The organism is Maridesulfovibrio pacificus (SeqCode) (assembly GCF_048612815.1).
Classification (GTDB): Bacteria; Desulfobacterota; Desulfovibrionia; order Desulfovibrionales; family Desulfovibrionaceae; genus Maridesulfovibrio; species Maridesulfovibrio pacificus.
The window spans coordinates 31,900-57,675 of sequence record NZ_JBLZNE010000002.1; the positions used below are offsets into that span (position 1 = coordinate 31,900).

Sequence of the window (25,776 nt, forward strand, 5' to 3'; positions counted from 1 at the left end):
GTTTCTCAATACGGCAGGGCCGTTAATATGAGGTTAAGGCAGTGAATAAATTTTCCGCAGAAGAATTGCAGCATATCGTTGATAGTGTTCAGCCTGTCGATTTATCTTTGGAAGGACAGGCTCGAGCCCATCTGGATAGGCTGACTAAACCGTTAGGAAGTCTGGGACGGCTCGAAGACCTTGCGGTAAAGATGTTCGTAGCTTCAGGCGGAAAGCCTCCACAGGCAGACCCGGCCCGCATATACACCATTGCCGGTGACCACGGCGTTAATGAAGAAGATGTCAGTTACTTTCCGCAGGAAGTTACCCGCCAGATGGTAGAGAATTTTTTAGCCGGAGGAGCGGGCATAAATGTTTTGGCACGAACTTCCGGGGTGGAGCTTATAGTTGTTGATGCCGGATGCAAGGGTGGAGAGTTTCCGGACCATCCCGGTTTGATTCAGCGTAAGATAGCCTGCGGTACGAATAATATTTCCAAAGGACCGGCCATGGATAAGGGGTGCTGCCTGCGGGCCGTAAAACTGGGTGTTGAGCTTGCCGAGGAGGCATATGCTCAGGGTATTAAAGTTCTTGGTACCGGGGAAATGGGAGTTTCCAACACAACTCCTTCAACAGCCCTTTATTGTGCATATTTTGATTTGAATCCGGCAGATATAACCGGTCCGGGTGGCGGAATTGACGCTGCCGGAGTGGTCCGTAAAACCAGAGTCGTCCGCCGTGCTTTGGAAGCCAATGCTGAAGTAGTGCGTTCGGCTGATCCTTTTGCTATCCTTACAGCTCTTGGCGGATACGAAATTGCGGCTTTGGCGGGTCTGATTATCGGTGGAGCCAAGAACAGGCAGATTGTCTGCATTGACGGATTTATTTCCACTGCCGCTTATGCTGCGGCTGCGAAAATCTGTCCGGCTGTTGGCGATTATTGCGTCCTCAGCCATGCTTCCGCAGAACCGGGGTATGCAAAAGTTATCAAGGCCCTCGGACGCAGGCCGCTGTTGCATCTGGATATGCGTCTTGGTGAGGGATCAGGTGCGGCCCTGTCCATGTTCATGCTGCGCGCTGCCGCAAATATTTATAATGAAATGGCAACGTATGACGATGCCGGAGTTCATGCAGGAGGTTAGGTCATGCCAAAAGAATTGGTAAAGACTGTTAAAGCTGCCGGTTGAGCAGCCAAGATTGCTCCGGGGGACCTGGAGCAGGTTTTGTGCGGCTTAGCCGTGGAGGATGAGCGCCTTCTTACCGGACTGGGCGGGAACGAGGATTCCGCCATTGTCTCTTTTCCTGCGGGCAAAGCTCTGGTTCAGACCGTGGATTTTTTCACTCCGGTGGTCAATGATCCTTATTGGTTCGGACAGATTGCAGCAGCCAACTCCCTCTCGGATGTTTACGCCATGGGCGGTGAACCTTGGACCGCCATGAATATCGTCTGCTATCCCATGAAAGAAATGGGGCCTGAAATTCTGCGTGAGATTTTAAAGGGCGGCATGGATAAAATCCGTGAAGCCGGGGCTGTTCTGGCTGGCGGTCACAGTGTTGAGGACGATGAGATCAAGTATGGCCTCTCGGTGACCGGAATGGTTGATCCTGACGGTTTTGCTTCCAACAAGGGGCTGCGTGAAGGGGATCAGCTGCTGTTGACCAAGCCTCTCGGCACTGGTGTGCTGGCAACAGCGCTCAAGGCGGACTGGGACGGTGCAGAGCGGTTTGAAAAGGATGTTTACAAGTGGGCATCCAGGCTGAACAGCGCGGGCGGAAAAGTTATCCGCGAGCTGGGCTTGATCGGTGCTACTGATATCACCGGATTCGGGCTTGGCGGGCACGTGCTGGAAATGGCTGATGCTTCCGGTGTAGCCGTTGAGCTGTGGCTTGATAAGGTGCCGTTCATGGATGATGTGGTCGAGCTGGCCTCCATGGGCATGATTCCGGCTGGCAGTTTCGCCAACCGCAACTATTGCAGCTCGCAAGTGCAAACCGCAGCAGATGCCGACAGCATCAAGACGGACCTTATTTTTGATGCCCAGACTTCGGGAGGCCTGATATTGGCTGTGCCTGAAGATAAGTTGCAGCAGGCCAAGGATCTACTGCTGGAAGCTGGCGACCTTGCCGACCATGTGGGGCAGGTCACTGCCCATGAAGAGGGCGTGGCTAGACTGCGGATTGTATAGTTCTCATACGGCGTTCTACTTATCTGTAGTGAAAAATAAACAGGAGAAAGGAATGGAACGGCGTGAGCTTGCGGGAAATTACCTGCAAACCCTGAATTTGCATACCCGTGAATTGGATTTTGATTTTTTAAGTGATCTTGTAAGGCGTCACGTTGCCACGTTTGCTTTCAGCAGTGTAGGGTGCCAGCTTGGTGATGATTTGCCGCTGGATCTCGAGTCGTTGTATCGGCGCATTGTAGTGAAAAAACGGGGTGGATACTGCTTTGAACAGAATGGACTGTTGTTTGGGATTCTGGAGGAGCTGGGCTTTTTCCCGCAGCTTTATCTGGCACGGGTAATTTATAATCAGGATATACATCCCGGGTTAACCCACCGCATTACAATGGTAGATTATGAAGGCGAACGATATGTTCTGGACGTAGGCTTTGGTCCTCACGGCCCAAGTATTCCGGTTCCCATGTCAGGCGTTGAGTCTACTGATGGTGAAAAAATATTCCGCATTGCCGAGGTCCGTCCCGGCGAGTTTCATATGCAGGTCTTGAAGAAAGGTGAGTTTTTCTCTTTATACAGATTTGAGCTTGCGCGTTATGGACAGTCTGATTGTGAGTTGGGCCATTTCTATTCACATCGGCACCCTGACGCTGTTTTTGTCAATAATTTAGTCGCTTCACTTATCTTAAAGAGCGAAATAAGATCTCTGCGCAATCTGGAGTATTGGGTAATCCGGCAATCCGGCACAGAGGTTCAAGAGATAAGTAATTCAGATCAACTTAGGAGTACCCTTGTTGATGAATTTGGTCTTCAGATAACTCAAAAGGAAAGTTATCAATTATTTGAAAAAATAAGCTCTATATAATCTCAGTTAAAGAGAGCCATTCGTTTAGGTGTAGCCCTCTTTCTCTTAGTCATATGAGCCTAGAAAATATTTAAAAGACAAAAGGCGCAGGTTGTCGCAAACCTGCGCCTTTTCTTTTTATGAGGAGGAATTGGCGATTCCTTTATATGAAATTTTTTTAAGCAGAACCCCGGCTGCTTGTAACTGCTTGAATCAGCTCTGCATTGGCATTGTAGACAGGGGAAGAAATAATCTTCACCAGCTCGCGGTGCATATCCGGGTCCGCGTATGCCTTTCGCTGCAGTCTCTTCTTCTGCAGGTTCTTCATAGAGTTCGCAAGATCTTCGTCCCTTACGGGCGGTACCTGTGAAACCTTGTTGAGTTCGGTTCCGTTTGACATTGTATACCTCCATCCTTGGAAGTTATAAATGATGGTTTTTAAAAGAACATGAATCCTGTTTATATCTCTTATCGGTCAGTAGAATCTTATCTTTAGGGTCTTAATGAAAAAATAATAAATTTATTAAAAAAGCCCGGAGCATGTTGCATGCTCCGGGCTTAGATCTATTCGTTTAACAGCTGATTAACACTTGTCGTAAACGCGATCGAGAATTTCTTTGGCTCCTGCTGCCAGAACTTCTTCAGCAAGGGCAAGGCCGATATTCCATGCGTCATCGGCAGGTCCTGTCTTTTCCATGCGGATGGGGCTGGAACCGTCGATATCAGCAACAAATCCGGTCAGCTTGACCTGATCTCCATCCAATTGGGACCACGCTGCGATGGGAACCTGACAGCCGCCATCGAGACCGGTCAGGAAACCGCGTTCTGCTTTGACCTGACGTGCAGTCATTTCGTCATGCAGGAATGCAAGAATGTCCTGAATTTCGGTGTCCTCAATGCGGTATTCGATGCCCAGCGCACCCTGCGCCACTGCGGGCAGGAAGGTCGGAGGTCCGAGGATTTCGCTTTTGGGAGCGGAAAGTTTGAGTCTGTTCAATCCGGCAGTTGCAACCACGATAGCATCGAATTCCCCGTTAAGGAGCTTTCCTACGCGGGTATCAAGGTTGCCGCGCAGGGATTCGATTTTCAGGTCATCACGCAGGGACAGAACCTGAGACTGGCGGCGCAGGCTGCTGGTACCGACTACAGCACCGGCAGGCAGGTCCTTGAGGGAATCGTATTTAACGGAAAGCAGGGTGTCGGTTTCTGCTTCACGCGGGGGAATGATGCCCACTTCAAGACCTTCAGGGAGTTCGGTGGGAACGTCTTTCATGCTGTGAACAGCGAGGTCGGCACGGCCGTCAAGCAGTGCTTCTTCGATTTCTTTAACGAAAAGGCCCTTGCCGCCCACTTTTGCCAGCGGAACGTCCAGAATCTTATCGCCCTTGGTTTTGATCTTGAGCAGTTGAACTTCGATTCCGGGGTACTCTTCACGCAGAAGGTCGGAAATATGGTTGGCCTGCCAGAGGGCAAGTTTGCTGCCGCGTGTTGCGATGGTAATTTTTCTCATTGTTCCGCCGTATTGTTTGAAATTTTATGTTGATCTAACTGCCGCAGGAAGAACAGTCGCCGCCGGAGCATCCGGCACAACCGCTGCTGGAAGATGCTGCCGGAGCGGGAGCAGCACCGTAATCACCCATGTCAGGTGCTCCGCCTCCGGTCTTGAACTTACAGGCAGACATGAGTTTTTCGGTTTTCTCGGATTTACATTCCGGGCAAGGCGGGCACTCGTCCCGGTTGAAAACCAGTTCCTCGAATTCCTTGCCGCAGTCAGCGCATTTATATTCGAAAATAGGCATTTATTCTTTACTCCGTGCTTTGAAATATCATGTGCGAAAAATTGCATAGCCCAAATTGTCAGGCGGGGCAATGTCTGGCCTACATATAAGTTCGCTTGAGAATATTGCAAGGCTGCTTTATCAGCTAGGAGGATTATTTAGTCAGAAGACTTCTGATGCTTTCCATAATCTCCTTTCGGGCGTGGGAAGCGATAATTACCACGTCCGGTTTATCCTGTACGCAATATTGCGGTGCCATAACAGGATATCCGTCCAGTTCTGTCCCCTGCGTTTCGGGATTGCTGTCCAGAAAACCGATGAAATTCCTTGGTCTGGTTCGTTGCACAAGGGGTTGGTAATGCAGTTCGTATTGCCCGCCGGTCCCCCATATATAGAAGCGATCATCCTGCAGTGCCCAGAGATTTACCATTTCCAGATTTTTCAGCTCATGGAGCGTTCCGCTGCCGTCAATCCTGATCGCGAACATGTCGTAGTAGACTTGATTCTCGTAATTGTCGGGAATGAATTCGTTGCGCAATTTTTCTAGGTCCGGCTTTTCAAAAGTATAATTTTCCATATCCGGCGGCTGGTGAGCTTCACTCTTGCGGGCGATTAGAAAACTATCCCGTGTTTCATACCAGACATCAGGTGCGTTTTCCGGAGCAGCGGCAGATGAAGCATGGACTACCTCCAGTCCTGCATAACGGGCCATAGCGACCATGCCGTCGGCAAAGAAACGGTAACAGTCCACAGGACAGGCATGGTAGGCGACTCCGAAAGGGCCAGGAACAACGATTGAAAGCAGGCCTCCGGGCTTTAGTACACGGGTGATTTCTTTCATTGTTTCCCAGAAAAATTCAATATGCTCAAAGACCTGCCCGGAGATAACCACATCAAATGAATTGTCTTCAAGTTCCCGCCAGCAATAAGGATTCTTCACTGCAATGTCCACGTTGGGACCTGTAACCATATCCAGTCCAGTGTAGCTGAACTTATCTCCGGCGAACAAAGGGCGGTAGGTTTGTAACGGGTCGTCTTTGTTTACTGCGCAGCTGCCGATATCCAGAACTGATAAATTAAGTTCTGTGGAGTTGCAGTAGTTTTCAACAAACCATTGCATGCGGGCATAGGAACTTTTGTGCATGGCTTCTCCATTTTAAAATTATTCAACTTAGCATTTATATTGCACCCGTCTGATGATGTCGATGGCTAAAAGAAAGGCCCGCAAGCTAGGTGCTTGCGGGCCTCTGATATCTATTTCGATGATTGATTACTTGGTCTTGGCAATGGGCCAGACTTCATCAATGCGTTCGATAGGTGTGATCTCGATATTTTTCAACAATTCTTCGGGAATGTCTTCAAGATCTTTTTGGTTCTGGGAGGGGATGAGTACCCGTTTCATACCCAGAGATACGGCTGCGAGGATTTTTTCCTTGATGCCGCCAACCGGAAGAACTCGTCCGCGCAGGGAGATTTCCCCGGTCATGGCCAGTTCCGGGTTGGTCGGGATTCCGGTCAGCGCAGAAACAAGAGCGGTAACCAGAGTTACACCTGCGGATGGGCCGTCCTTGGGAGTGGCTCCATCGGGCACGTGGATGTGCAGGTCCTGCTCTTCGTGGAATTTGGGGCTGATGCCGTATTCATCTGCATGGCGGCGGGCAAAGGATACCGCAGCCTGTGCGGATTCCTTCATTACATCACCGAGCTGTCCGGTAAGCAGCTGCTTGCCTTTACCGGGCATGGCAGAAACTTCCACATGCAGCACAGAGCCGCCGACAGGAGTCCATGCGAGTCCAAGTGCTACACCTGCGGGAAGTTCGGTTTCCTTTTCATCTTCAAGATGTTTGGGAATTCCGAGATACTTGTGCAAGTTGTCAGCGGTAACTTCGAAAGGACCTTTTTCACCTTCGGCTTTCTTGCGGGCCAGCTTACGGCACACGGAACCTACTTCGCGTTCAAGGTTACGCAGTCCGGCTTCACGGGTGTATTCCTTGATGATCTTGGCGATGATGTCATCTTCCATGATCATTTCACTTTCTTTGAGCCCGTTTTCCTTGCACTGGCGTCCAAGGATGTAACGTTTGGCAATGTTGACCTTGTCATGTTCGGTGTAGCCGGGGATGCGGATAACTTCCATGCGGTCCAGCAGGGGACGGGGAATGGAATCCAGCACGTTGGCGGTGCAGATGAACATAACCTTGGAAAGGTCGTAAGGCACGTTCAGGTAGTGGTCGGTGAAGGAATTGTTCTGTTCCGGGTCCAGTACTTCCAGCAGGGCTGAGGATGGATCGCCCCTGAAATCAGAACCGAGCTTGTCGATTTCATCAAGCATGATCACCGGGTTGCGGGTGCCGCACTGCTTGATACCCTGAATGATGCGTCCGGGCATGGAGCCGATGTAGGTCCGGCGGTGACCGCGGATTTCGGCTTCATCGCGCATACCGCCGAGGGACATGCGGTGGAACTTGCGTTTCAGGCTGCGTGCAATGGAGCGGCCCAGCGAAGTCTTACCGACACCCGGAGGGCCCACAAAGCAAAGGATGGGACCTTTCATGGACGGGTTCAGCTTACGTACACTCAGGTATTCGAGGATACGTTCCTTGACCTTTTCAAGATCATAATGGTCTTCATCAAGAATTTTTTTGGCTTCAATAATATCAAGACGGTCGCGGGACTGCTTGGTCCACGGAATCTCGATCATCCAATCCAGATAGGTGCGGATGACAGTGGCTTCGGAAGCTTCAGGGTGCATTGCTTCAAGGCGGCGGAGCTGTTTTTCCGCTTCCTTGCGTACTTCCTTGGGCATCTTGGCCTTGGCAATGGCTGCACGAATTTCCTCGGCTTCCTCGGCTTCATCGGTGGATTCGCCAAGTTCTTTTTTAATGGCTTTGAGCTGTTCGCGCAGATAGAAATCTTTTTGAGCCTTATCCATACCTTCTTTGGCCATGGACTGGATTTTGTTCTGCATGGAAGCCACTTCCACTTCCTGTGTGAGCTGGGTGTTGACCAGAGTCAACCTCTTAACAGGTTCTCCGCACTCAAGAATGGACTGGGCCACATCAACTTTCATACGCAGGTTGGAAGCGATCAGGTCGGCAAGGCGGCCCGGTTCGTTCACGCTGTTAAGTACGCTCATGATGTCAGCTGAGGAAATACCGCGCAGGGTCAGAATTTTCTCACTCTGCTCGCGGGAGGAGCGGACCAGTGCTTCCTGAGTAGCATCCAGCTCACCGGATTCAGCTTCAGGTATGGCTTCAATCTCGGCAATATGAAAAGGTTCTGAGCCTATGAACCTCTTTACTCTGGCCCGGGAAACACCCTGTACCAGCACCTTCAGGCGACCGTCGGGCATCTTGAGCATGCGCATGATCATGCACACTGTTCCTGTTAAGTAGAGGTCTTCGTGCTCGGGGTTCTCAACGCTTTCATCCTTCTGGGTCAGGATCATGACATAGCGGTTGCTGGTCATGGCTGCTTCTACAGCGTTGACGGATTTTTCACGGCCTACGAACAGCGGAAGGATCATGTAGTTGAAGACAACGATGTCCCGGACAGCCAGTACCGGAAGAGTGGTGGGGATATCCACATGCGCATCTTCGGGTATGGAGCCCGCATCTTCCAGCAGTTCTGCTGCATCATGCAGGACATTCAGCGGAGAGACCGGAGGCTTGTTGAGCCCCTGATCATTACCGGCGTCAGGAGAGGACTCCTTTCGCGTCTTCTTTTGAGCTTCCGCTTTGTCTTTCTTGTTCAGCTTCAAAGGTTTGATTGGTGATTTCTTTTTCTTCAACGCAAAATCCTTTCGTTCAGAAGTGGTTCGTTCACTATTTAAAAAAGCATCATAGCTCCGGCCCCGAACCGGAAAGGCCGGGGCCGGAGAGCTTTACAATCTGTTTTATCAGGGCCGGACAGAATTTAGTCCGTGAGCCCGATGTTTTTTTCCAAAATAAAGAAGATTTTATTTTGGGTGCACTAGCGGATTTCAAATCCTTTGTGCTCGGTATCGTAATCCATCCATTCACACTTTACGTCAGCAACCTGTGAAACAGGAGGACCGACCAGCAGTCGGGTTCTCATCTCAGCGACTTTCGCCTCGTCACCTTGTAGCAGTACTTCAATCTTACCGTCATTCAGATTACGTACCCAGCCGTTGAGGTTCAGCGCCACAGCCTGGTCATTTACCCAGGCCCGGAAGAATACTCCTTGCACCTTGCCGGTAACAACACAATGATAGCTTCTGGTCATAGGCCCCTCCTTTTGAGTTGAGGTGAACTACAAATATCCTGCTTCCTTGAAGCTGTGGAACCTGTCTGCAGTCACGATGACGTGGTCCAGCAGACGTATTTCCATGTCCTGACAGAGGGCGGCTATTTCCATGGTTCTCTCTGTGTCTTCAGGAGATGGAGACGGGTCCCCGCCGGGATGGTTATGGGTCAGAATCACTCCGCTGGCATTATGGCGCAGGGCTAGTGCCACAACTTCCCGCGGATAGACTGCGGTCTTGTCCACAGTACCTTCCGATAGCCTCTCCCAGCATATCACTTTGTTGCGGTTATTGACCAGTGCAATCCAGAACTCTTCTTTGGACAAATTTCCGATTCGGGCCATGGCTGCCTTGTAGACAACATCCGGTGAGGAAATAGCTTCCTTGCCGTTCATGGGTTCCTCGGCAATTCTTGTCCAGAATTCACGCATAAGCGTGAAAAATATCAAAACACCCGGACCGATCCCTTTGAACTTTTTAAGTTGTTCTTCAGGTGCCCTGAAAACCCCGCCCAGACCACCGAACTCTGCAAGGAGTTCCTTGGCAAGGGGTTTGGTGTCCCGCCTGGGCAGAACCTGTCCGAGGAGAAGTTCCAGAATTTCATAATCTGCAAGACTCGTTGAATCTTTGCCCAGCTTTTCTTTCAGTCTTTGGCGGTGACCGTAGTAATGGGGTTTGTCTTTCATAATAAATAGTAAGTATGCTTTGGCAAGTAGTACAGTTCCGACAGGAGCCTGATTCAGACAAATTGATGAGAAATCGGCGGACGGAATTTCTTCTTTAAGAGATAAACCGGATGCAGGTGCAAAGCAACCTGTTTAACCCATTAAATGGTGTAAAACAGGCTTAAAAGCACAAAAACCGTGTAAAAAAGGTCTTTTTACACGGTTCAAAAAAGGTTTTGAATCTGATCAGCGTCTGCGCTGCGGGGGGGCAAACAAGGAAGTCAGCGAGGCAACCAGCAGCTCAAGTGCCTGTTCCGGTTTACGTTGTCCGGTCTTGATGCCTATTTCCGCTTCCATGACGATATCAAACAGTCTGGCTATACGGGCCGGACCCAGTCGCTGAGCAAGTGCCTGTTTCTGTTTTTTCACAAAAGGAGGCAGGCGTACTTCCGAGTCCTCACCGTGGATCATCATCCATAGAGCGCGTGCTTCACGGGTCAGGGATGCGGTGAGCATGAAGATCATCGAATCTTTTTCGCTGTGGTTGGTCAGCACTCTGCGCCAGATTTCTACCGGATCGCCGCCTTCGGACATGGAACGCATGAAGGCAAAGAAGTCCATCTCTTCGGAATGAGCGATCAGTCCTACATGTTCCATTAGAATCTTGCGTTCAGGTCCGGCTGCCAAGTCAAGTTTGTCCAGTTCCAGCCGAGCAGCGCGTGCGTCTTTGGGGAGTGCTTGTGAAAGCGCATTTAAAACCGGGCTGTCGATGTGCAGGCCGTTGGCTCTGGCCCATTTCCCCACAAAACCTGAAATTGATTTTTGATCCAATCCTGCTGATTTCCAGACCCACTTTTGCTTGTCTGCGAATTTCCAGCATTTGCGTTTTTTCAGTACAGCAGGGATGGGAGCGGCTTTGCTCTTCCACTGGCTTTCAAGGCAGATAAAAAGAAAAGAGGAGCTGGCAAGGGATGCGACTGTCTTATCTATATTATCCCAAACCGCAGCTTTGAGTTTGTGTGCGCGGCGCAGGATAACAACCTTACTGGAGCCGAAAAGCGTCTGCAGGGTCAGGTCGTCCCAGAATTGCTGAGGCAGGTCTTCGTCTGCCCAGTATACTTTTTTCTCGTAATCTGTAGCCCCGTGCTTTTCCTGAAGCTCGGCAATGTTGGCGTGCAGCAGCTCTGCATCAGGGCAGATGAGAAACATGTATCCGGGTCTGGGCATGGAATTCCTTAATAGAAAAAAATTAATAAGCCTGATTCATGCGGTCTACGAGACGGCGGACCATGAGTTTGGTTATCAACTGCTGGGTCTCATCTTCCTGACCGATATAGTATGATTCAGTCACTGCCATGGGACCGGAGTTCCAGATCAGTGATCCGTCAGAAGCGCTGGTTACCTGCATCTGGACCTTGAGGGTCATGTCGTATTTCAGGGTTACATCCTGATCGCCAAGGATGCGGCTACCATCGGAAAGCTCCAGAATCCTGATGTTGATGAGTGCTTCCGCCTTGGACTTATCTGTCCAGACCAACTGACCGCGGCGGGTTATTTCATCACGGAGCATGGAGCGTATTTTAGGCTCAAGCCAGCGTTCGAGGGTGGGGTTTTCCACTTTTGCGATAGCAACTTCATGGAATTGTTTACTGACCCTGTTCGGTTCAGTAGCAGAGTTATGGTAGCCGCAAGCAGATACAGCAAAAACAACACACAGCAGCAGGACCAGCTTTTTCACAGAATTCATAATAACCACAGCTTTAACTCCTTGTCTTTGCATAGGTGAGTCGCACACCTGAACTTACGAAGCGGCGAAGCCATAAAAAGTTTATGAAGGGGATGGGGTCTGGGGAAGGGGAAAATCTTGCAAGAGTTTCCCCTTCCCCAGCCGCCGGAGGCAAACCTAGTTCGCCACAATATTAATCAACTTGCCGGGAACAACGATAACCTTGCGGATGGTTTTGCCATCGGTGTGCTTGGTCACGTTTTCGTGGGCAAGTGCTGTTTCTTCAATTTCTTCCTTGGAAGCCGCAGCGGGCACGGAGAGTTTACCGCGCATTTTACCGTTAACCTGAATGATGATCAGGATTTCATCGGTAACAAGTGCGTCTTCGTCATGCTCGGGCCATTCTACTTCGGCGATGTAGCCTTCGTAACCCATGGCAGCCCAGAGCTCTTCGCAGATATGCGGAGCAATGGGGGAAAGCACGGTCAGCACGGTGCTGTATGCGGAAGAGAGTGCGAAGCGGCCGTCTTCAGTTTCCATGAGCTTGTCTTTAAGAGAGTAAATCTCGTTAACCAGCTCCATGCTTGCAGCGATGACGGTGTTGAACTGGAATTTGTTCTCCATGTCACGGCTGGCACGCTTTACGGTCTCGTGTTCCTTGAGGCGCAGCTTCTTGGCGTCGGAAGAAAGTTCCATAGAAGGCTTGGCACAAGCGCCGGTTGCGCTGAGCTTGCCTTCGAATTCTTCTGCCAGTCTCCAGATTCTGTTCAGGAAGCGATGCGCTCCTTCCAGACCCTGATCAGACCATTCGAGGTCTTTTTCAGGCGGGGAGGCAAAGAGGATGAACAGTCTGGTGGCGTCCGCACCGTACTTGTTGATCATGGCATTGGGGTCAACAACGTTGCCTTTCGATTTTGACATCTTGGCACCGTCTTTGAGAACCATGCCCTGAGTGAGCAGATTCTTGAACGGCTCGCTGAGCTCGGTGTAACCTTCATCGCGCAGGATTTTAGTGAAGAATCTTGCGTAGAGCAGGTGCAAGATAGCGTGCTCGATACCGCCGATGTACTGGTCTACCGGAGTCCAGTATTCAAGAGACTTGCTGTCGAAAGGAGCATCTGCCTTGCGGGAATCGGTGTAACGCATGAAGTACCATGAGGATTCCACGAAGGTATCCATGGTATCGGTTTCACGCTTTGCAGCCTTGCCGCATTTGGGGCAGGTAACGTTGTGGAAGCTTTCCATGTCCGGCAGCGGGGAACGTCCGTCCTCGTTCATTACTGCATCTTCGGGCAGTACAACGGGCAGGTCCTGTTCGGGTACGGGGACAATGCCGCACTCGTCGCAGTATATTACCGGAATGGGGGAGCCCCAGAAACGCTGGCGGGAAATGTTCCAGTCACGCAGGCGGTAGTTGATTGACTTTTTGCCTTTGCCGGACTTGCCGAGGAAATCAACAATTGCGCCCTTGGCATCTTCGTTGGGCATGCCATCGAATTCACCGGAATTAGTCAGTACGCCGGGAGCAGTGTAGGCTTCTTCCATTTCAGCCAGATTAAGGGTTTCACCTTCAGGCTGGATGACTACCTGTTTGGGCAGGTCGTATTTGCTGGCGAATTCAAAGTCGCGCTGGTCGTGTGCGGGAACGGCCATTACTGCGCCGGTACCGTAGCCCATAAGTACGAAGTTTGCCACGTAGATGGGCATCTTCTGACCGTTGAGCGGGTTGATGCAGTATGCGCCGGTGAAGACGCCTTCTTTTTCGAGGTCGTCAGCACCGCGTACAATGCGGTCCATGTTGGAGACCTTGTGTACGAATTCGCGGACCTTGTCTGCTTCAGGCTTGCCTTCGATGAGCTTTTCCACCATCGGATGCTCGGCTGCCAGAGACATGAAAGTTGCGCCGAAAAGGGTGTCCGGGCGGGTGGTGAAAACACTGATGGTTTCATCGGAGTTCTCAACTTCGAAGTCGAGCTCCGCACCGATGGATTTACCGATCCAGTTGCGCTGCATGGTGATAACGCGCTCAGGCCAGCCGCCTTCAAGCTCACTAAGGCTCTCAAGCAGTTCTTCGGCGTAATCAGTGATGCGCATGAACCACTGGGAAAGTTCCTTCTGGATAACTTCGGTGTCACAGCGCCAGCAAAGGCCTTCTTCAACCTGTTCGTTAGCCAGAACGGTATGACAGGTTTCGCACCAGTTAACCGGGGACTTTTTGCGGTAAACCAGACCCTTTTCCAGAAATTTGAGGAAAAACTGCTGTTCCCATTTGTAGTAGCCGGGGTGGCAGGTAGCCAGTTCGCGGCGCCAATCGTAGGAGTAGCCCAGACGTTTAAGCTGGGTACGCATGTCATCGATGTTGGCGTAGGTCCACTCGGCAGGGTGGGTGTTGTGCTTGATAGCCGCGTTTTCAGCAGGAAGGCCGAATGCGTCCCAGCCCATGGGATGGAGCACGTTGAAACCTTTCATGCGTTTGTAACGGGCTACAACATCACCGATGGAGTAGTTGCGTACGTGGCCCATGTGGATTTTCCCGGAAGGGTAGGGAAACATTTCCAGTACATAGTACTTAGGGCGGGACTCGTCGGCTTCCACATTGAAAGCACCCTTCTCGGTCCATTCCTTCTGCCACTTGTTTTCAATCAATTCCGGTTCGTATTTCCCAAAACCCATTTGAAAATCCTTTTTGTGTGGGATTTTTAGCCTCCGGCGGCCTTGCCGGGAGCTGGACCAGAGGCGCTATCGCGCTTTTGACGAACTGATTTCGCCTCCGGCGGCCAAAGGAGCTAAGCCCCTTTGGAATCCCTAGTTGTTTACAACGATTTATTCATACAAAGCGGCGAAGCCCTGATAAGAGTTTTTGGGATTCTTAAACCCTTTTTACTAAAAGGGTTTAAGGCCTCCCCGGCAGGGGTCGCCGAAAGCAATTAGAAATTTTTCTCAACTTTGAATTTGCCGGTGTCGATGTCACGGGCTACTGCGTCGAGAATTCCGTTGATGAAGTTACGGGAGTTGCCATCGCCGAACTTCTTGGCCAGTTCAATACCCTCGTTGATACCCACTTTGAGGGGGATATCGGGCTTGTGGACCAGTTCGTATACAGCGAGTCGGAGGATCGCCAGTTCGACCTTTGCGATTCTTTCGATCTTCCAATGCTTGGAGTAGCGACCGATAACTTCGTCAAGTTCTTCCTGCGCATTCCAGATTCCTATCAGCAGTTCTCGTGCAAACAGGATCAGGTCTTCTTCTGTTTCCCTGATTACTGCGGGGCTCTGGTTGTAAATACGTTCAGTAGTCCATCCGCCATGCGGAGGGACAAAACTTAAGCCGTACAATACCTGAAAAGCAAGTACGCGGCCTTTTCTGCGTAAACCTTTAGTCTGGGACATCTGCATCACTATCCTGCGGTTGCTGGTCATAAGTGGTGTGCAACGCAAGATACAATTAAATTGTTATTTAAACAACACAACAGGCATACGGTCTCCGAACAGCGGGACGGAGACCGTATGCCTTCAAATTATGTTCAGTAATCAAGCCTGTTTCCGGAGAAACTGGCCGGAAATTACAAGCTCTAGTTAAATCTGCTGTAGAACGCGGACAGTTTCCAGCATTGCGGAAGCTGCTTCAACGCCCTTGTTGCCTGCTTTGGAGCCGGCACGTTCAACTGCCTGATCAATGGTGTCGCAGGTCAGCAGACCGAAACCGATAGGCAGGTCGTTGTCCAAGCTTACCTGAGCAACGCCTTTTGCGCACTCGTTGCAGACATAGTCGAAGTGGGGAGTAGCGCCGCGGATAACCGCACCGAGAACCACGATCCCGTCATATTTGCCGGATTCAGCGAGTTTCTTGGTTACCACGGGGATTTCAAATGCACCGGGAACCTTGATCAGGGTCATGTTTTCCTTTTCGCAGCCGTGGCGTGCAAGGTAGTCAACAGCGCCGCCGACCAGTCTGTCAACGATGATGTCGTTGAAACGACCGGCTACGAATGCGATTTTCAGACCTTTGGAGTCAAGCTGACCTTCAACGGTTTTAATATGATACATGGTGCTTCTCCCTTTTATTTTTTATCTTCAAGATGATCCAGCATGTGGCCCATCTTATCTTTCTTGGTTTTCAGGTAATCGAGGTTTGCAGCGCAGGCATCCATTTCAATGGCTACGCGTTCGGTAACCTCAAGACCGTAACCCTCAAGACCGACAATCTTTTTAGGGTTGTTGGTCATAAGTTTCATTTTGGTGATTCCGAGCTGGACCAGAATCTGCGCTCCAGTGCCGTACTCGCGCAGGTCGGGTGCGAAGCCGAGTTTTTCGTTGGCTTCAACGGTGTCGCAGCCGAGATCCTGCAGGTGGTAAGCCTTGATCTTGTTGCCGAGGCCGATACCGCGGCCTTCCTGACGCATGTAGAGCAGTACGCCCTTGCCTTCGTTGCGGATCATGCACATTGCGGATGCAAGCTGGTCGCCGCAGTCACAACGCTGGGAACCGAAAACATCACCGGTCAGGCATTCGGAGTGAACGCGGACCAGAACGGGTTCGCCGGGCTTAACATCACCCATGATCAGGGCAATGTGGGTGCGGTTGTCTTCGCTGGAATGGAAAGCGGAAGCCTTGAAATCACCCCAACGGGTGGGCAGTTCAGCGTCAGCCTCGCGGGTAACGGTGTGGCTGCCGAATTTCATGCGGTACTTGATCAGGTCTTCGGTGGAGCAGATCTTGAGATCGTGCTGCTTTGCGTATTCTTTGAGATCGGGAAGGCGGGCCATTGTGCCGTCGTCTTTCATGATTTCGCAGATTACGCCTGCGGGCTTCAGACCTGCAAGGCGGGCGAGGTCAACGCTGCCTTCAGTCTGTCCTGCACGAACCAGAACTCCGCCGTCTTTAGCGCGGAGCGGAAAAATGTGGCCGGGGGTGACGATATCTTCGGGCTGTACGCCGTCTTTAACAGCAGCCAGAATGGTGGTGGCGCGGTCTGCAGCGGAAATACCTGTGGTTACACCTTCACGCGCTTCAATGGAAACAGTGAAGTTGGTACCGAACTGGGAGCCGTTGGACTGGGCCATAAGCGGCAGCTGCAACTGGTCGATCATTTCGCCGGACATGGCGAGGCAGATAAGCCCTCTGCCGTGAGTAGCCATGAAGTTGATAATTTCAGGAGTCACTTTCTCTGCAGCGCAGACAAGATCACCTTCGTTTTCACGGTCTTCATCATCAACCATGATGACCATTTTACCTTCGCGGAGGTCCTCAATTGCTTCTTCAATAGTGCAGAAAGGCATAATCGTTATCCTCATTCTCCGGCGAGCGGAGTTCTTTTAAAAAATCACTGTCCGTTTAAACAAACAGGTCTGTCTTCATACATCAAAAAACAGAAAGGGTGAAATATGTTTTTTTGTCTTTTTATTTCAGTGTCTTGCGCAACTAAAACCCGTTCTCGCGCAGAAAATCCATTGTAAGTTTACTCTGCGGTTTGTCTTCAGACTTTTTTCCGGTCCATGGGGCGACCATGCGTTCCACGTACTTACCGATAACGTCTGTTTCGATGTTTACCGCATATCCCGGTGTCCAGAGAGATATGGTGGTCTCTTCCTGAGTCTCGGGGATGATGTTCACTTCAAGATAATCCGGCCCGCAATCGTTGACTGTCAGGCTGATGCCGTCAAGGGCGACAGAGCCTTTGGGGACCACATACTTACCGTGTTCAATGGGAAATTTGATACGGTAAATTTTAGATTCACCTTCAGGTCTGACAGATTCCACAGAACCGAGACAATCAACATGACCTGAAACAATGTGCCCGCCTAGGCGGTCACCCATGGCCAGGGCGCGTTCATAGTTGACCATGGAGCCACGCTTAAGGTTGCCGAGGTTGGTCACCGACATGGATTCCTTACTGGCGTAACAGGTGAACCAGCTGTCGCTGTATGTTTCAACTGTGAGGCAGACTCCGTTAATAGCAATGGATTCGCCTTTCTCGTAATCATTGATCTTTGGCGCACTTACTTTGAATCGGGTTTCGTTGCCCCGGTTCTCTGCATTTTCAATGCGTCCTTTTCCCTGAATCAGTCCGGTGAACATCGGCTATTGTCCTTCGGGTTTGAAAACTATTTTTAAATCACGGCCGCTTTGTTCCACGCGGCTGATGCGCAGGTCCATAGCTTCACTGATGAGTGCATTATCAGAGCCTGCAAAATTAGGCCTGCCATCTATGTTCCCCAGAATACGCGGAGCCTGATACATGACGAATTCATCAACAAGCCCCTGTTCTGCCAGAGAGCAGGCAAGCCTGCCGCCGCCTTCACAGAGAGAGCGCAAAATATTGTGCTTTTCGCGCAACATTGTGAAACCTTTCTCAAGTATAAGACCTTTTTCGTTACTGGGAAGAGGCAAAACCTCAATTCCTTTATTTTTTAGTTCCGAAGCGGTCTTCGTTGCGGCCTGCCCGGCATTGGTCCAGAAAATTGTGTCAGCTGCGCGGGTGGTGGTCAGGGTGTATTCTTCGTGGTTTTGCGGCAGATGATTGGTCACAACCACGGCCTTGGGCTGGCTGAATCCTTCAGGCAGGGGATCAAGCCTGCAATTGAGGCTGGGGTTGTCTTCACGCAGGGTGTTTCCGCCCACAATCACGGCTCCGACCATAGATCGCAAGCGCTGCACATCCTGAAAAGATTCCGGGCAGGAAACTGCTTCCTGAGCTCCTGTAGCTCCGGCTATTTTTCCGTCAATGGTGCAGGCCAGCTTGAGGATGGAGTAAGCACGGTCTTCTAACTGCCAGCACAGGAAATCTGAAATCAGGTCTTTGCACTGTTCTTCAAGCACGCCCTGATCAACACGCACTCCCTTGGATTCAAGATATTCGATTCCCCCGGCAGCTTTGGGGTTGGGGTCGCGGGTACCGACCACAATGTGCGGGATGGACGCTTCAAGGATGCCTTCGGTGCAGGGCGGGGTCTTGCCGTGATGGTTGCACGGCTCCAAGGTTACGTACATGGTGCACTGGCTCATATCCACACCCTTGGCCCTGGCATCGGCAATGCATTCCCGTTCGGCATGCAGCCCGCCGCAGAACATGTGGTAACCTTCGGCTACAATCTGTCCGTCACGAACCATTACCGCTCCGACTGTGGGGTTGGGAGCGGTGCGGTTGCGGCCGCGCATGGCGAGTTCAACTGCGCGGGCCATGAACCTCTCATCCGGGCTAAGCGTCGAGTTCAAGAAAAGCAAATTTTACTCCGGCTTCTTTGAGCATCTGCTCGGAAAGTTCGTCAGGGTAGCTTTCAGAATAGTAAATGGCACTTACGCCCGCATTGATCAGCATTTTGGTGCAGATCAAACATGGCTGGGTTGTGCAGTAAATTTCTGCGCCTTTCATGGATACGCCGTGAGTTGCGCACTGGATGATTACGTTTTGCTCGGCGTGCAGGCCGCGACAGAGTTCATGACGTTCGCCGGAGGGTACCCCCAGCTTCTCACGGATGCAGCCCACATCAGCGCAGTGTGCAGTGCCGGAGGGCGGCCCGTTGTAGCCGCTGGCGAGGATGCGTTTGTCGAGCACAGCCACAGCGCCTACTTTGCGGCGAGTGCAGGTTGCGCGTTCTGCAACAAGGTGCGCGATGCGCATGAAATAGTCCGGCCAAGGCATTCTGTTATCCATGAAAATGCTCCCTTCTTTGAAGCTGAGAAAACGGGCCCGAATATTCGGGCCCGTTTTTATTGGTTATGTTGCGCTTCGCGCTTTTGATGGAAGAGTTTTGCCTCCGGCGGCTTAAACCCTTTGAAAAGGGTTTAAGAGTCCCAAACTTTTTTAGTCTGGCTTCGCCGCTTTGTTAGGCAAATTGTGCGGGTAATTGTCCCTGCAGAACTTCCTAGTATGCGAAGAGCGGGTAGTCTTTTGCGAATTCAGCAACTTCTTTGCTGATCTGGTTCAGCTTGGTGTCGTTGCCGACGGAGTCGATGGCAGCGGTGATCCAGCCTGCGACTTTCATCATTTCTTCTTCTTTCATTCCGCGGGTGGTCAGAGCCGGGGTACCGATACGTACGCCGGAGGTCACGAACGGGGAACGGGTTTCGAAGGGGATGGTGTTCTTGTTGACGGTGATACCTGCTTCATCAAGGGCGTGTTCGGCATCTTTACCGGTGATGTCCTTGTTGGTCAGGTCCAGCATCATCAGGTGGTTGTCGGTACCGCCGGATACGAGGTCGAAACCTGCATCCATGAGGTTCTTGGCCAGAGCCTGTGCGTTGGCAACAACCTGTTTCTGGTATTCAACATAGGAAGGCTTGAGTGCTTCACCGAAAGCAACTGCTTTAGCAGCGATAACGTGCATGAGCGGGCCGCCCTGAATACCTGGGAAAATGTTGGAGTTCAGTGCTTTTCCGTTTTCCTCGGTGGAGAGGATCATACCGCCGCGGGGACCGCGCAGGGTCTTGTGGGTGGTAGTAGTGGTGTAGTGTGCGTGCTCGATGCAGGAAGGGTGTACGCCTGCTGCGATGAGACCCGCGATGTGAGCCATGTCTACCATGAGAACTGCACCTACTTCGTCAGCTATCTGGCGAAAACGTGCGAAGTCGATGATACGGGGGTATGCGGATGCACCGGCAATGATCATCTTGGGTTTGCACTCTTTGGCAATCTCAAGGACATTGTCGTAGTTGATGGTCTTTGTTTCGGGATCAACACCGTAGAATTTGATGTCGAAGAGCTTGCCGGAAAAGTTAACCGGGGAGCCGTGGGTCAGGTGACCACCATGGGAAAGGTCCATACCGAGAACGGTGTCGCCGGGCTGAAGAGCTGCAAAGTAAACAGCCATGTTTGCCTGAGAACCGGAGTGGGGCTGTACGTTTACGTATTCGCAGCCGAAAATTTCTTTTGCACGGTCACGGGCGAGGTCTTCTGCGAGGTCAACAAATTCACAACCGCCGTAGTAACGTTTTCCGGGGTAACCTTCTGCGTACTTGTGGGTCATCACACTGCCCATGGCCTGACGGACCGCTGTGGAGGTAAAGTTCTCCGAAGCGATGAGTTCAAGCTTGGTCATCTGGCGGGTTACTTCCTGTCCGATTGCAGCCGCTACTGCCGGGTCTTTCATCATCAGTTCTTCCATGACAAGCTCCTGATTTTAAAATTATTTGCCTCCGGCGGCTCAAACCCTTTCCCAAAAGGGCTTAAGAATCCCAAATTGTTTTATTAGGCTTCGCCAGAGCGAGTGAAATATTTCTTCTGCGTAAATTTAAAAAAAAGATTACCTTTCAAACAAATTTAATCGGTAAGTTGGTTTTTCTTATTTGTATACGGGAAAGATTGCAAGGGAAGTATTATTGGACTTTGCGGGCAGGTGGCCTGAGCCACTCAGGGCGAAAGCCATATTAAAAAGTTTTTTGAAGGGGATGGAGTCTGGGGAAGGGGAAATTCTTGCAAGAGTTTCCCTTCCCCCAGCCGCCGTAGGTATCTTATTCTTCGAATTTTTTAAACAGCATGCAGCCGTTGGTTCCGCCGAAGCCGAATGAGTTGCTCAGTGCGTAGTTGACCTGCTGTTCGCGTTTACCGTCTTTAACGTAATCGAGATCGCAGTCAGGATCAGCTTCAATCTGGTTTGCAGTGCCGGGGATGATGCCGGTTGCGATAGTCTTAACAGCAAAAGCTGCCTCAACACCGCCTGCACCACCGAGAAGGTGGCCGATCTGGGACTTGTTTGCGCTGATAGCAATATTTTTAGCGTGGTCACCGAAGACTTTGTGGATAGCCTTGGTTTCGCAGAAGTCGTTAAGCTTGGTGGAAGTACCGTGTGCGTTGATGTGATCAATTTCAGAAGGATCAATTTTCGCTTCACGGATAGCCGCATTCATGGCCCGAGCCATGCCTGCTCCGTCTTCCGGAGGTGCGGTCATGTGGTAGGCATCGGAAGATGCACCGAAGCCCACAACTTCAGCAAGAATCTCAGCACCGCGTTTCTGTGCGTGCTCAAGGGATTCCAGCAGAAGCAGACCTGCGCCTTCACCCATAACAAAACCGTCACGACCCGCATCAAAGGGGCGGGAAGCGGTTTCGGGATCGTCATTGCGGGTGGAGAGAGCCTTCATGGCGGTGAATCCGGCAAAACCCAGAGGGGTGATGGTGGATTCAGCTCCGCCGCAGATCATTACATCGGCACGACCGAGCATGATGTCGGTATACGCAGCTCCGATGGCGTGGGTACCCGATGCACATGCAGTACACATGCAAAGGTTCGGGCCCTGCGCTTCGGCAAAGATGGAAACCTGTCCGGCTGCCATGTTGCCGATAATGATCGGGATGAAGAATGGGGTTATTTTCTTGGGACCGGATTTTACCAGTTTGGCATGCTGTTTCTCGATAGTGTCGAGACCACCGAGGCCAACACCGATAACAACTCCGGCACGTTCACGCTCTTCCCCTTCAAGCTTAAGTCCGGTGGACTCCATGAGCATCTGGTTGGCTGCTACAGCGAACTGTGTGAACCTTTCCATACGCTTGGCCTGTTTAACGGGGATGAATTCTTTAGCGTCAAAGCCTTTGACTTCACCTGCGATGCGGGCGGTAAATTCACTGGCATCAAAGGCGGTAATTTCAGCAATACCGGATTTCCCTGCGAGCAGGTTTTCCCAGCTGGTATCGATGTCATTACCGATAGGGGTGATGGCGGAAACGCCCGTTACTACTACCCTGTTCATATATTTAAACCTGTAAAATATGTTGGGGTTAATTTTTTTGGAGGGTAATACAAAAGGAGCGCCTTACGCCCGTGCGGAGCAATAAGGCGCTCTTTTTAAAAAACCCTTGTAAGCAATCAGTCTACTGCTTGCTTTCAACGAATGCGATAGCATCCTTGACTTTGAGGATCTTCTGAGCTTCTTCGTCTTCGATTTCAACGTCGAACTCTTCTTCCATAGCCATGATGAGTTCGGTCAGGTCGAGAGAGTCAGCACCGAGGTCTTCAACAAAGGAAGCTTCGGGTTTAATTTCGTCTTCGGATACGCCAAGCTGGTCTACGATAATTGCTTTTACTTTTTCAGCTGCGGACATAGTCCCCTCCAAATCATTATTTTAGTGTTTCTTGATTACATGTACATCCCGCCGTTAACAGCGAGAGTCTGGCCTGTGATATAACCGGATTCGTCCTTGGCAAGGAAAGAAACCGCGTTTGCTATATCATCGGATGTGCCGAGTTTTTTCAGCGGTATGTTATCCATCATCTGCGCCATGACTTTTTCAGGCAGTTCTGCGGTCATGTCAGTCTGAATGAATCCCGGGGTAACGGCATTCACTGTGACACCGCGCGGAGCAAGTTCAATGGCGCTGGCCTTGGTCAGCCCGATGAGGCCGGCTTTGGCCGAAACGTAGTTGGCCTGTCCGGCATTGCCGGCCTGTCCAACTACAGAGGAAATGTTGATGATCCTTCCGTAACGCTGCTTCATCATGATCTTTGCGGATTCGCGCAGGCAGGTGAAGGCTCCGGTCAGGTTGATGTCCAGGACTTTGTCCCAGTCTTCATCCTTCATGCGGACCAGAAGGCCGTCACGGGTGATTCCGGCGTTGTTCACCAGAACATCCAGCTTTACCTTACCTTTGATCTCTTCCTTGAAAAAGGCAGTTACAGCTTCACGGTCAGAAGAATCAAGCTTGAATGAGCGGGCCTTGCCGCCTGCAGCTTCAATTTCAGCGCAGACTTTTTCAGCTCCGTCGGGGCGGCTTACGTATGTGATGATCACTTCAAAGCCGTCTTTGGCGAGCCTCTTGGCGCAGGCTTCTCCGATTCCTCTGGAACCGCCCGTTACAAGGGCGGTGCTTGGCAGTTCACTCATTTACTTCCCTCTATGTTGAATTAATCTAGTCCTGCGTCTCATAGCCTAAAGCGGCTTTGACTGCAAATTTAATCTAAATTAATTTGTTTAAACATACATGTGCGTTTGCACAATGTTGTTTTTCCCTTTTATACAGAGGTGTTGTTAAAATTCAGTGCAAAACAGCAGAATTTTAGAAAACACCGCATTAGAATTGGACCAAAGAAGATCCCCAGGTCAGGCCGCCGCCAAAAGTGGCCAGAAGGACCAGATCCCCATCTTTGATAAAGCCGGATTCCTTTGCGTCGGCGAGTGCGATGGGGATTGATGCGGCAGAGGTGTTGCCGAATTTGTCCACATTTGCAAAAACCTTTTCGCGTTCAATACCCAGCTTTTTGCCCACGGCCTCGATGATGCGCATGTTGGCCTGATGGGGGAGCAGTACGTCAACATCCTTAATGGTTAACCCCTGTCTCTCAAGTATTTCATTGGAGATGGAGGTCATGGACCGGACTGCATGTTTGTAAATTTCACGTCCCTGCATTTCAACGAAGTTCTCAACGCCTACGGTATCACCCATTTTATAGGGGTAAGCTGAGCCTGCGCCTTTAATGGTCAGGTTCATGCCCGGACCGCCGTCGGCGCGAACGAGGGTGTCGAGTACTCTCCCGGGTTCACCTTCAGTGCCGGCAGTCATTACCGCAGCGCCTGCACCGTCTCCAAAGAGAACGCAGGTGGAACGGTCTTCCCAGTTGACCCGGCTGGTGACGACTTCGGAACCGCAAACCAGAATTTTTGAAGAGGGATCGAGATTGATGAGTGCCCGGGCCACCTCAACAGCGTATACAAAGCCGGAGCAGGCCGCAGAAAGGTCCATGGCTGCCCTGTTTTTGATACCCAGCCGCTCCATGAGCAGGCATGATGTGGTGGGAACAGGCATATCGCCGGTGAAGGTGGCGATGATTATGTGGGTGAGTTCTTCCGCTTCCATGTCTGCGGCTTTGAGAGCTTTTACAGATGCCTCATAAGCCAGATCCAGACATGTTTCGTCTTCAACAACATGGCGCTGTTTGATTCCGGTGCGGGTGGTTATCCATTCATCGTTGGTATCAACGAATTTTTCAAGATCACTGTTAGTGTATAGCCGCTCAGGGACATGGAAACCAAGGCCCCTGATATGTGAGAAAGTACTCATTACGCCATTCCTGTTTTAGGATGGAAAGGGATCGATTTTCCGGGTGATGCGCCTACTGTCCGAAACAGGACCGCAGGAAGTCCGCTCTGGTGATGTGCCCCGCAAAGAGTTCGAGGGCATTACACTAGAATTTAGGTGCGGTGATTTCCTTATGCGCGGCCAACCCTTCTTTCAGGTGGGCGACAGCATCGTTTTTGACAAAGGTAGCAGCCATTTCAATGGCTTTCTCCACTGCCCGGGAATCGGCTTTACCGTGGCAGACAAGGACAATTCCTTTCAGTCCGAGGACCGGAGCTCCGCCGTACTCAGACTTGTCTAACAGTCTACTGAATCTTTTAAAAGCCTTCATTGCGAGCATGGCTCCCAGCTTGGAAACTATGTCGCGCTTGAGTTCGCCTTTCAGCAGGCTGCCGAAACTGTGGGCCAGCCCTTCGGCCAGTTTGAGTGCCACGTTGCCCACGAATCCGTCACAAACGGCAATATCGACATCCCCGGTAAAGATATCGCGTCCTTCAATATTACCCATGAAATTCAAGGATGAATTTTTGAGCATATCGTAGGTGGTCTTTACCAGTGTATTGCCTTTGCCTTCCTCTTCACCGATGGTCAAAAGACCGATGCGCGGATTTTCGTAACCCAACACATCACGGGCCAGTACATCGGCCATGATGCCGAACTGGAAAAGGTGCTCCGGTTTGGAATCCACATTGGCCCCCACATCAAGGAGGACCATGGGTTTCTTTTCGGTGGGCAGAATTCCGGCCATACCCGGACGCAGGACACCCTTGATGCGGCCGATAGTGAACATGCCGCATGCTACAGTAGCCCCGGAGTTACCGGCACTGACGACACCGTCGGCCTTGCCTTCCTTGACCAGTCTGCAAGCGACCTGAATTGACGAGTCCTTCTTCTTGCGCATAGCATCGGCAGGTTTGTCTTCCATTGTGACAACCTGAGAAGCGTGGACAATATCAATAACACATGATCCGGTATCAAGCTTTTCAAGCTCGGACCGGATCATGTGCTCATCACCTACCAGCGTAATCGGAAGTCCCGTTTTAGCGGCATTCACCGCGGCGGGAACTATAACCGAAAGACCGTAGTCGCCACCCATGGCGTCTACGGCAATGCGGGGTATTATGCTAGGCATCTTCGGAATTGATTACCTGACGACCTTTGTAGGAACCGCAAGAAGAGCAAGCTCTGTGAGGGATGATGGGTTCACCGCACTCGCAGTATACTACGTTGGGGGTTGCTACGTGGTCGTGGGAACGACGCATGTTTCTGCGGGATTTGGAAGTTTTCTTTTTCGGCTGTGCCATGACTAAGTCTCCTAAAGAGTTTTTTTTA

Annotated in this window: 26 protein-coding genes; 3 read left to right on the forward strand and 23 right to left on the reverse strand. The window is 51.1% G+C overall.

All coding sequences use genetic code 11. From position 1 onward, the window contains the following. The first annotated feature begins 41 nt into the window (after positions 1–41). Genes cobT through ACNI23_RS17550 form a run of 3 tightly spaced genes read left to right on the forward strand, consistent with a single transcriptional unit; the run spans position 42 to position 3,021 of the window. Positions 42–1,121, forward strand: a complete 1,080-nt coding sequence (cobT, locus tag ACNI23_RS17540; RefSeq protein ID WP_420250609.1) for a nicotinate-nucleotide--dimethylbenzimidazole phosphoribosyltransferase — start codon at positions 42–44, stop codon at positions 1,119–1,121. A gap of 3 nt (positions 1,122–1,124) precedes the next feature. Continuing rightward, on the forward strand, positions 1,125–2,165 hold the full coding sequence (selD, locus tag ACNI23_RS17545; protein WP_420250610.1) for a selenide, water dikinase SelD: 1,041 nt from the start codon (positions 1,125–1,127) through the stop codon (positions 2,163–2,165). Positions 2,166–2,217: 52 nt separating this feature from the next. Further along, entirely contained in the window at positions 2,218–3,021 is an 804-nt protein-coding gene (locus ACNI23_RS17550) for an arylamine N-acetyltransferase family protein (protein WP_420250612.1), read from the forward strand. 157 nt (positions 3,022–3,178) lie between these two features. Here ACNI23_RS17550 and ACNI23_RS17555 read toward each other — a convergent pair whose 3' ends face one another. From ACNI23_RS17555 to rpmF, 23 genes are all read right to left on the reverse strand, one after another. Then, positions 3,179–3,400, reverse strand: coding sequence for a hypothetical protein (locus ACNI23_RS17555; RefSeq protein ID WP_015850526.1), 222 nt, complete (start codon positions 3,398–3,400; stop codon positions 3,179–3,181). A gap of 183 nt (positions 3,401–3,583) precedes the next feature. Continuing rightward, positions 3,584–4,510: a hydroxymethylbilane synthase gene (gene hemC / locus ACNI23_RS17560; RefSeq protein ID WP_420250613.1), complete on the reverse strand. Its 927-nt coding sequence runs from the start codon at positions 4,508–4,510 to the stop codon at positions 3,584–3,586. A 34-nt stretch (positions 4,511–4,544) separates the two neighbouring features. Next, entirely contained in the window at positions 4,545–4,799 is a 255-nt protein-coding gene (locus ACNI23_RS17565) for an FmdB family zinc ribbon protein (RefSeq protein ID WP_015850528.1), read from the reverse strand. Between the two features lie 133 nt (positions 4,800–4,932). Next, positions 4,933–5,922: a methyltransferase domain-containing protein gene (locus tag ACNI23_RS17570; RefSeq protein WP_420250614.1), complete on the reverse strand. Its 990-nt coding sequence runs from the start codon at positions 5,920–5,922 to the stop codon at positions 4,933–4,935. Between the two features lie 126 nt (positions 5,923–6,048). Then, on the reverse strand, positions 6,049–8,568 hold the full coding sequence (lon, locus tag ACNI23_RS17575; protein WP_420250615.1) for an endopeptidase La: 2,520 nt from the start codon (positions 8,566–8,568) through the stop codon (positions 6,049–6,051). A gap of 182 nt (positions 8,569–8,750) precedes the next feature. Continuing rightward, positions 8,751–9,023, reverse strand: coding sequence for an acylphosphatase (locus ACNI23_RS17580; protein ID WP_420250616.1), 273 nt, complete (start codon positions 9,021–9,023; stop codon positions 8,751–8,753). 27 nt (positions 9,024–9,050) lie between these two features. Then, the gene (gene radC / locus ACNI23_RS17585) at positions 9,051–9,728 is read right to left on the reverse strand and encodes a RadC family protein (protein WP_420250617.1); all 678 of its coding nucleotides are present in this window, start codon (positions 9,726–9,728) and stop codon (positions 9,051–9,053) included. A gap of 225 nt (positions 9,729–9,953) precedes the next feature. Next, a complete protein-coding gene (gene holA, locus ACNI23_RS17590; RefSeq protein WP_420250618.1) occupies positions 9,954–10,934 on the reverse strand; it encodes a DNA polymerase III subunit delta in 981 nt (326 codons plus the stop codon). Positions 10,935–10,956: 22 nt separating this feature from the next. After that, a complete protein-coding gene (lptE, locus tag ACNI23_RS17595; protein WP_420250860.1) occupies positions 10,957–11,454 on the reverse strand; it encodes an LPS assembly lipoprotein LptE in 498 nt (165 codons plus the stop codon). Positions 11,455–11,610: 156 nt separating this feature from the next. Beyond that, positions 11,611–14,106, reverse strand: coding sequence for a leucine--tRNA ligase (gene leuS / locus ACNI23_RS17600; protein WP_420250619.1), 2,496 nt, complete (start codon positions 14,104–14,106; stop codon positions 11,611–11,613). Between the two features lie 254 nt (positions 14,107–14,360). Then, the gene (gene nusB / locus ACNI23_RS17605) at positions 14,361–14,828 is read right to left on the reverse strand and encodes a transcription antitermination factor NusB (RefSeq protein ID WP_015850536.1); all 468 of its coding nucleotides are present in this window, start codon (positions 14,826–14,828) and stop codon (positions 14,361–14,363) included. A 180-nt stretch (positions 14,829–15,008) separates the two neighbouring features. After that, the gene (gene ribH, locus ACNI23_RS17610) at positions 15,009–15,479 is read right to left on the reverse strand and encodes a 6,7-dimethyl-8-ribityllumazine synthase (RefSeq protein ID WP_420250620.1); all 471 of its coding nucleotides are present in this window, start codon (positions 15,477–15,479) and stop codon (positions 15,009–15,011) included. 14 nt (positions 15,480–15,493) lie between these two features. Further along, positions 15,494–16,711 (reverse strand): bifunctional 3,4-dihydroxy-2-butanone-4-phosphate synthase/GTP cyclohydrolase II, encoded by a 1,218-nt coding sequence (locus ACNI23_RS17615; RefSeq protein WP_015850538.1) that lies wholly within the window; start codon positions 16,709–16,711, stop codon positions 15,494–15,496. Positions 16,712–16,853: 142 nt separating this feature from the next. Continuing rightward, complete coding sequence (locus ACNI23_RS17620) at positions 16,854–17,510, reverse strand: riboflavin synthase (RefSeq protein ID WP_420250621.1); 657 nt, start codon at positions 17,508–17,510, stop codon at positions 16,854–16,856. Positions 17,511–17,513: 3 nt separating this feature from the next. After that, positions 17,514–18,647, reverse strand: coding sequence for a bifunctional diaminohydroxyphosphoribosylaminopyrimidine deaminase/5-amino-6-(5-phosphoribosylamino)uracil reductase RibD (gene ribD / locus ACNI23_RS17625; protein WP_420250622.1), 1,134 nt, complete (start codon positions 18,645–18,647; stop codon positions 17,514–17,516). After that, positions 18,631–19,086, reverse strand: a complete 456-nt coding sequence (locus tag ACNI23_RS17630; protein WP_420250623.1) for a deoxycytidylate deaminase — start codon at positions 19,084–19,086, stop codon at positions 18,631–18,633. Before ACNI23_RS17630 ends, ribD begins: the two co-directional genes overlap by 17 nt. Positions 19,087–19,297: 211 nt before the next feature. Next, positions 19,298–20,536: a serine hydroxymethyltransferase gene (glyA, locus tag ACNI23_RS17635; RefSeq protein WP_420250624.1), complete on the reverse strand. Its 1,239-nt coding sequence runs from the start codon at positions 20,534–20,536 to the stop codon at positions 19,298–19,300. Between the two features lie 346 nt (positions 20,537–20,882). Next, positions 20,883–22,121, reverse strand: a complete 1,239-nt coding sequence (gene fabF / locus ACNI23_RS17640; protein WP_420250625.1) for a beta-ketoacyl-ACP synthase II — start codon at positions 22,119–22,121, stop codon at positions 20,883–20,885. Positions 22,122–22,242: 121 nt separating this feature from the next. Continuing rightward, positions 22,243–22,473, reverse strand: a complete 231-nt coding sequence (gene acpP / locus ACNI23_RS17645) for an acyl carrier protein (RefSeq protein ID WP_015850544.1) — start codon at positions 22,471–22,473, stop codon at positions 22,243–22,245. A gap of 35 nt (positions 22,474–22,508) precedes the next feature. Beyond that, entirely contained in the window at positions 22,509–23,252 is a 744-nt protein-coding gene (fabG, locus tag ACNI23_RS17650; protein WP_321405048.1) for a 3-oxoacyl-[acyl-carrier-protein] reductase, read from the reverse strand. A 187-nt stretch (positions 23,253–23,439) separates the two neighbouring features. Continuing rightward, the gene (locus tag ACNI23_RS17655) at positions 23,440–24,426 is read right to left on the reverse strand and encodes a beta-ketoacyl-ACP synthase III (protein WP_420250626.1); all 987 of its coding nucleotides are present in this window, start codon (positions 24,424–24,426) and stop codon (positions 23,440–23,442) included. Between the two features lie 124 nt (positions 24,427–24,550). Beyond that, positions 24,551–25,576, reverse strand: a complete 1,026-nt coding sequence (plsX, locus tag ACNI23_RS17660; RefSeq protein ID WP_420250627.1) for a phosphate acyltransferase PlsX — start codon at positions 25,574–25,576, stop codon at positions 24,551–24,553. Further along, positions 25,569–25,748, reverse strand: a complete 180-nt coding sequence (rpmF, locus tag ACNI23_RS17665; protein ID WP_015850548.1) for a 50S ribosomal protein L32 — start codon at positions 25,746–25,748, stop codon at positions 25,569–25,571. Before rpmF ends, plsX begins: the two co-directional genes overlap by 8 nt. Positions 25,749–25,776 lie beyond the last annotated feature (28 nt).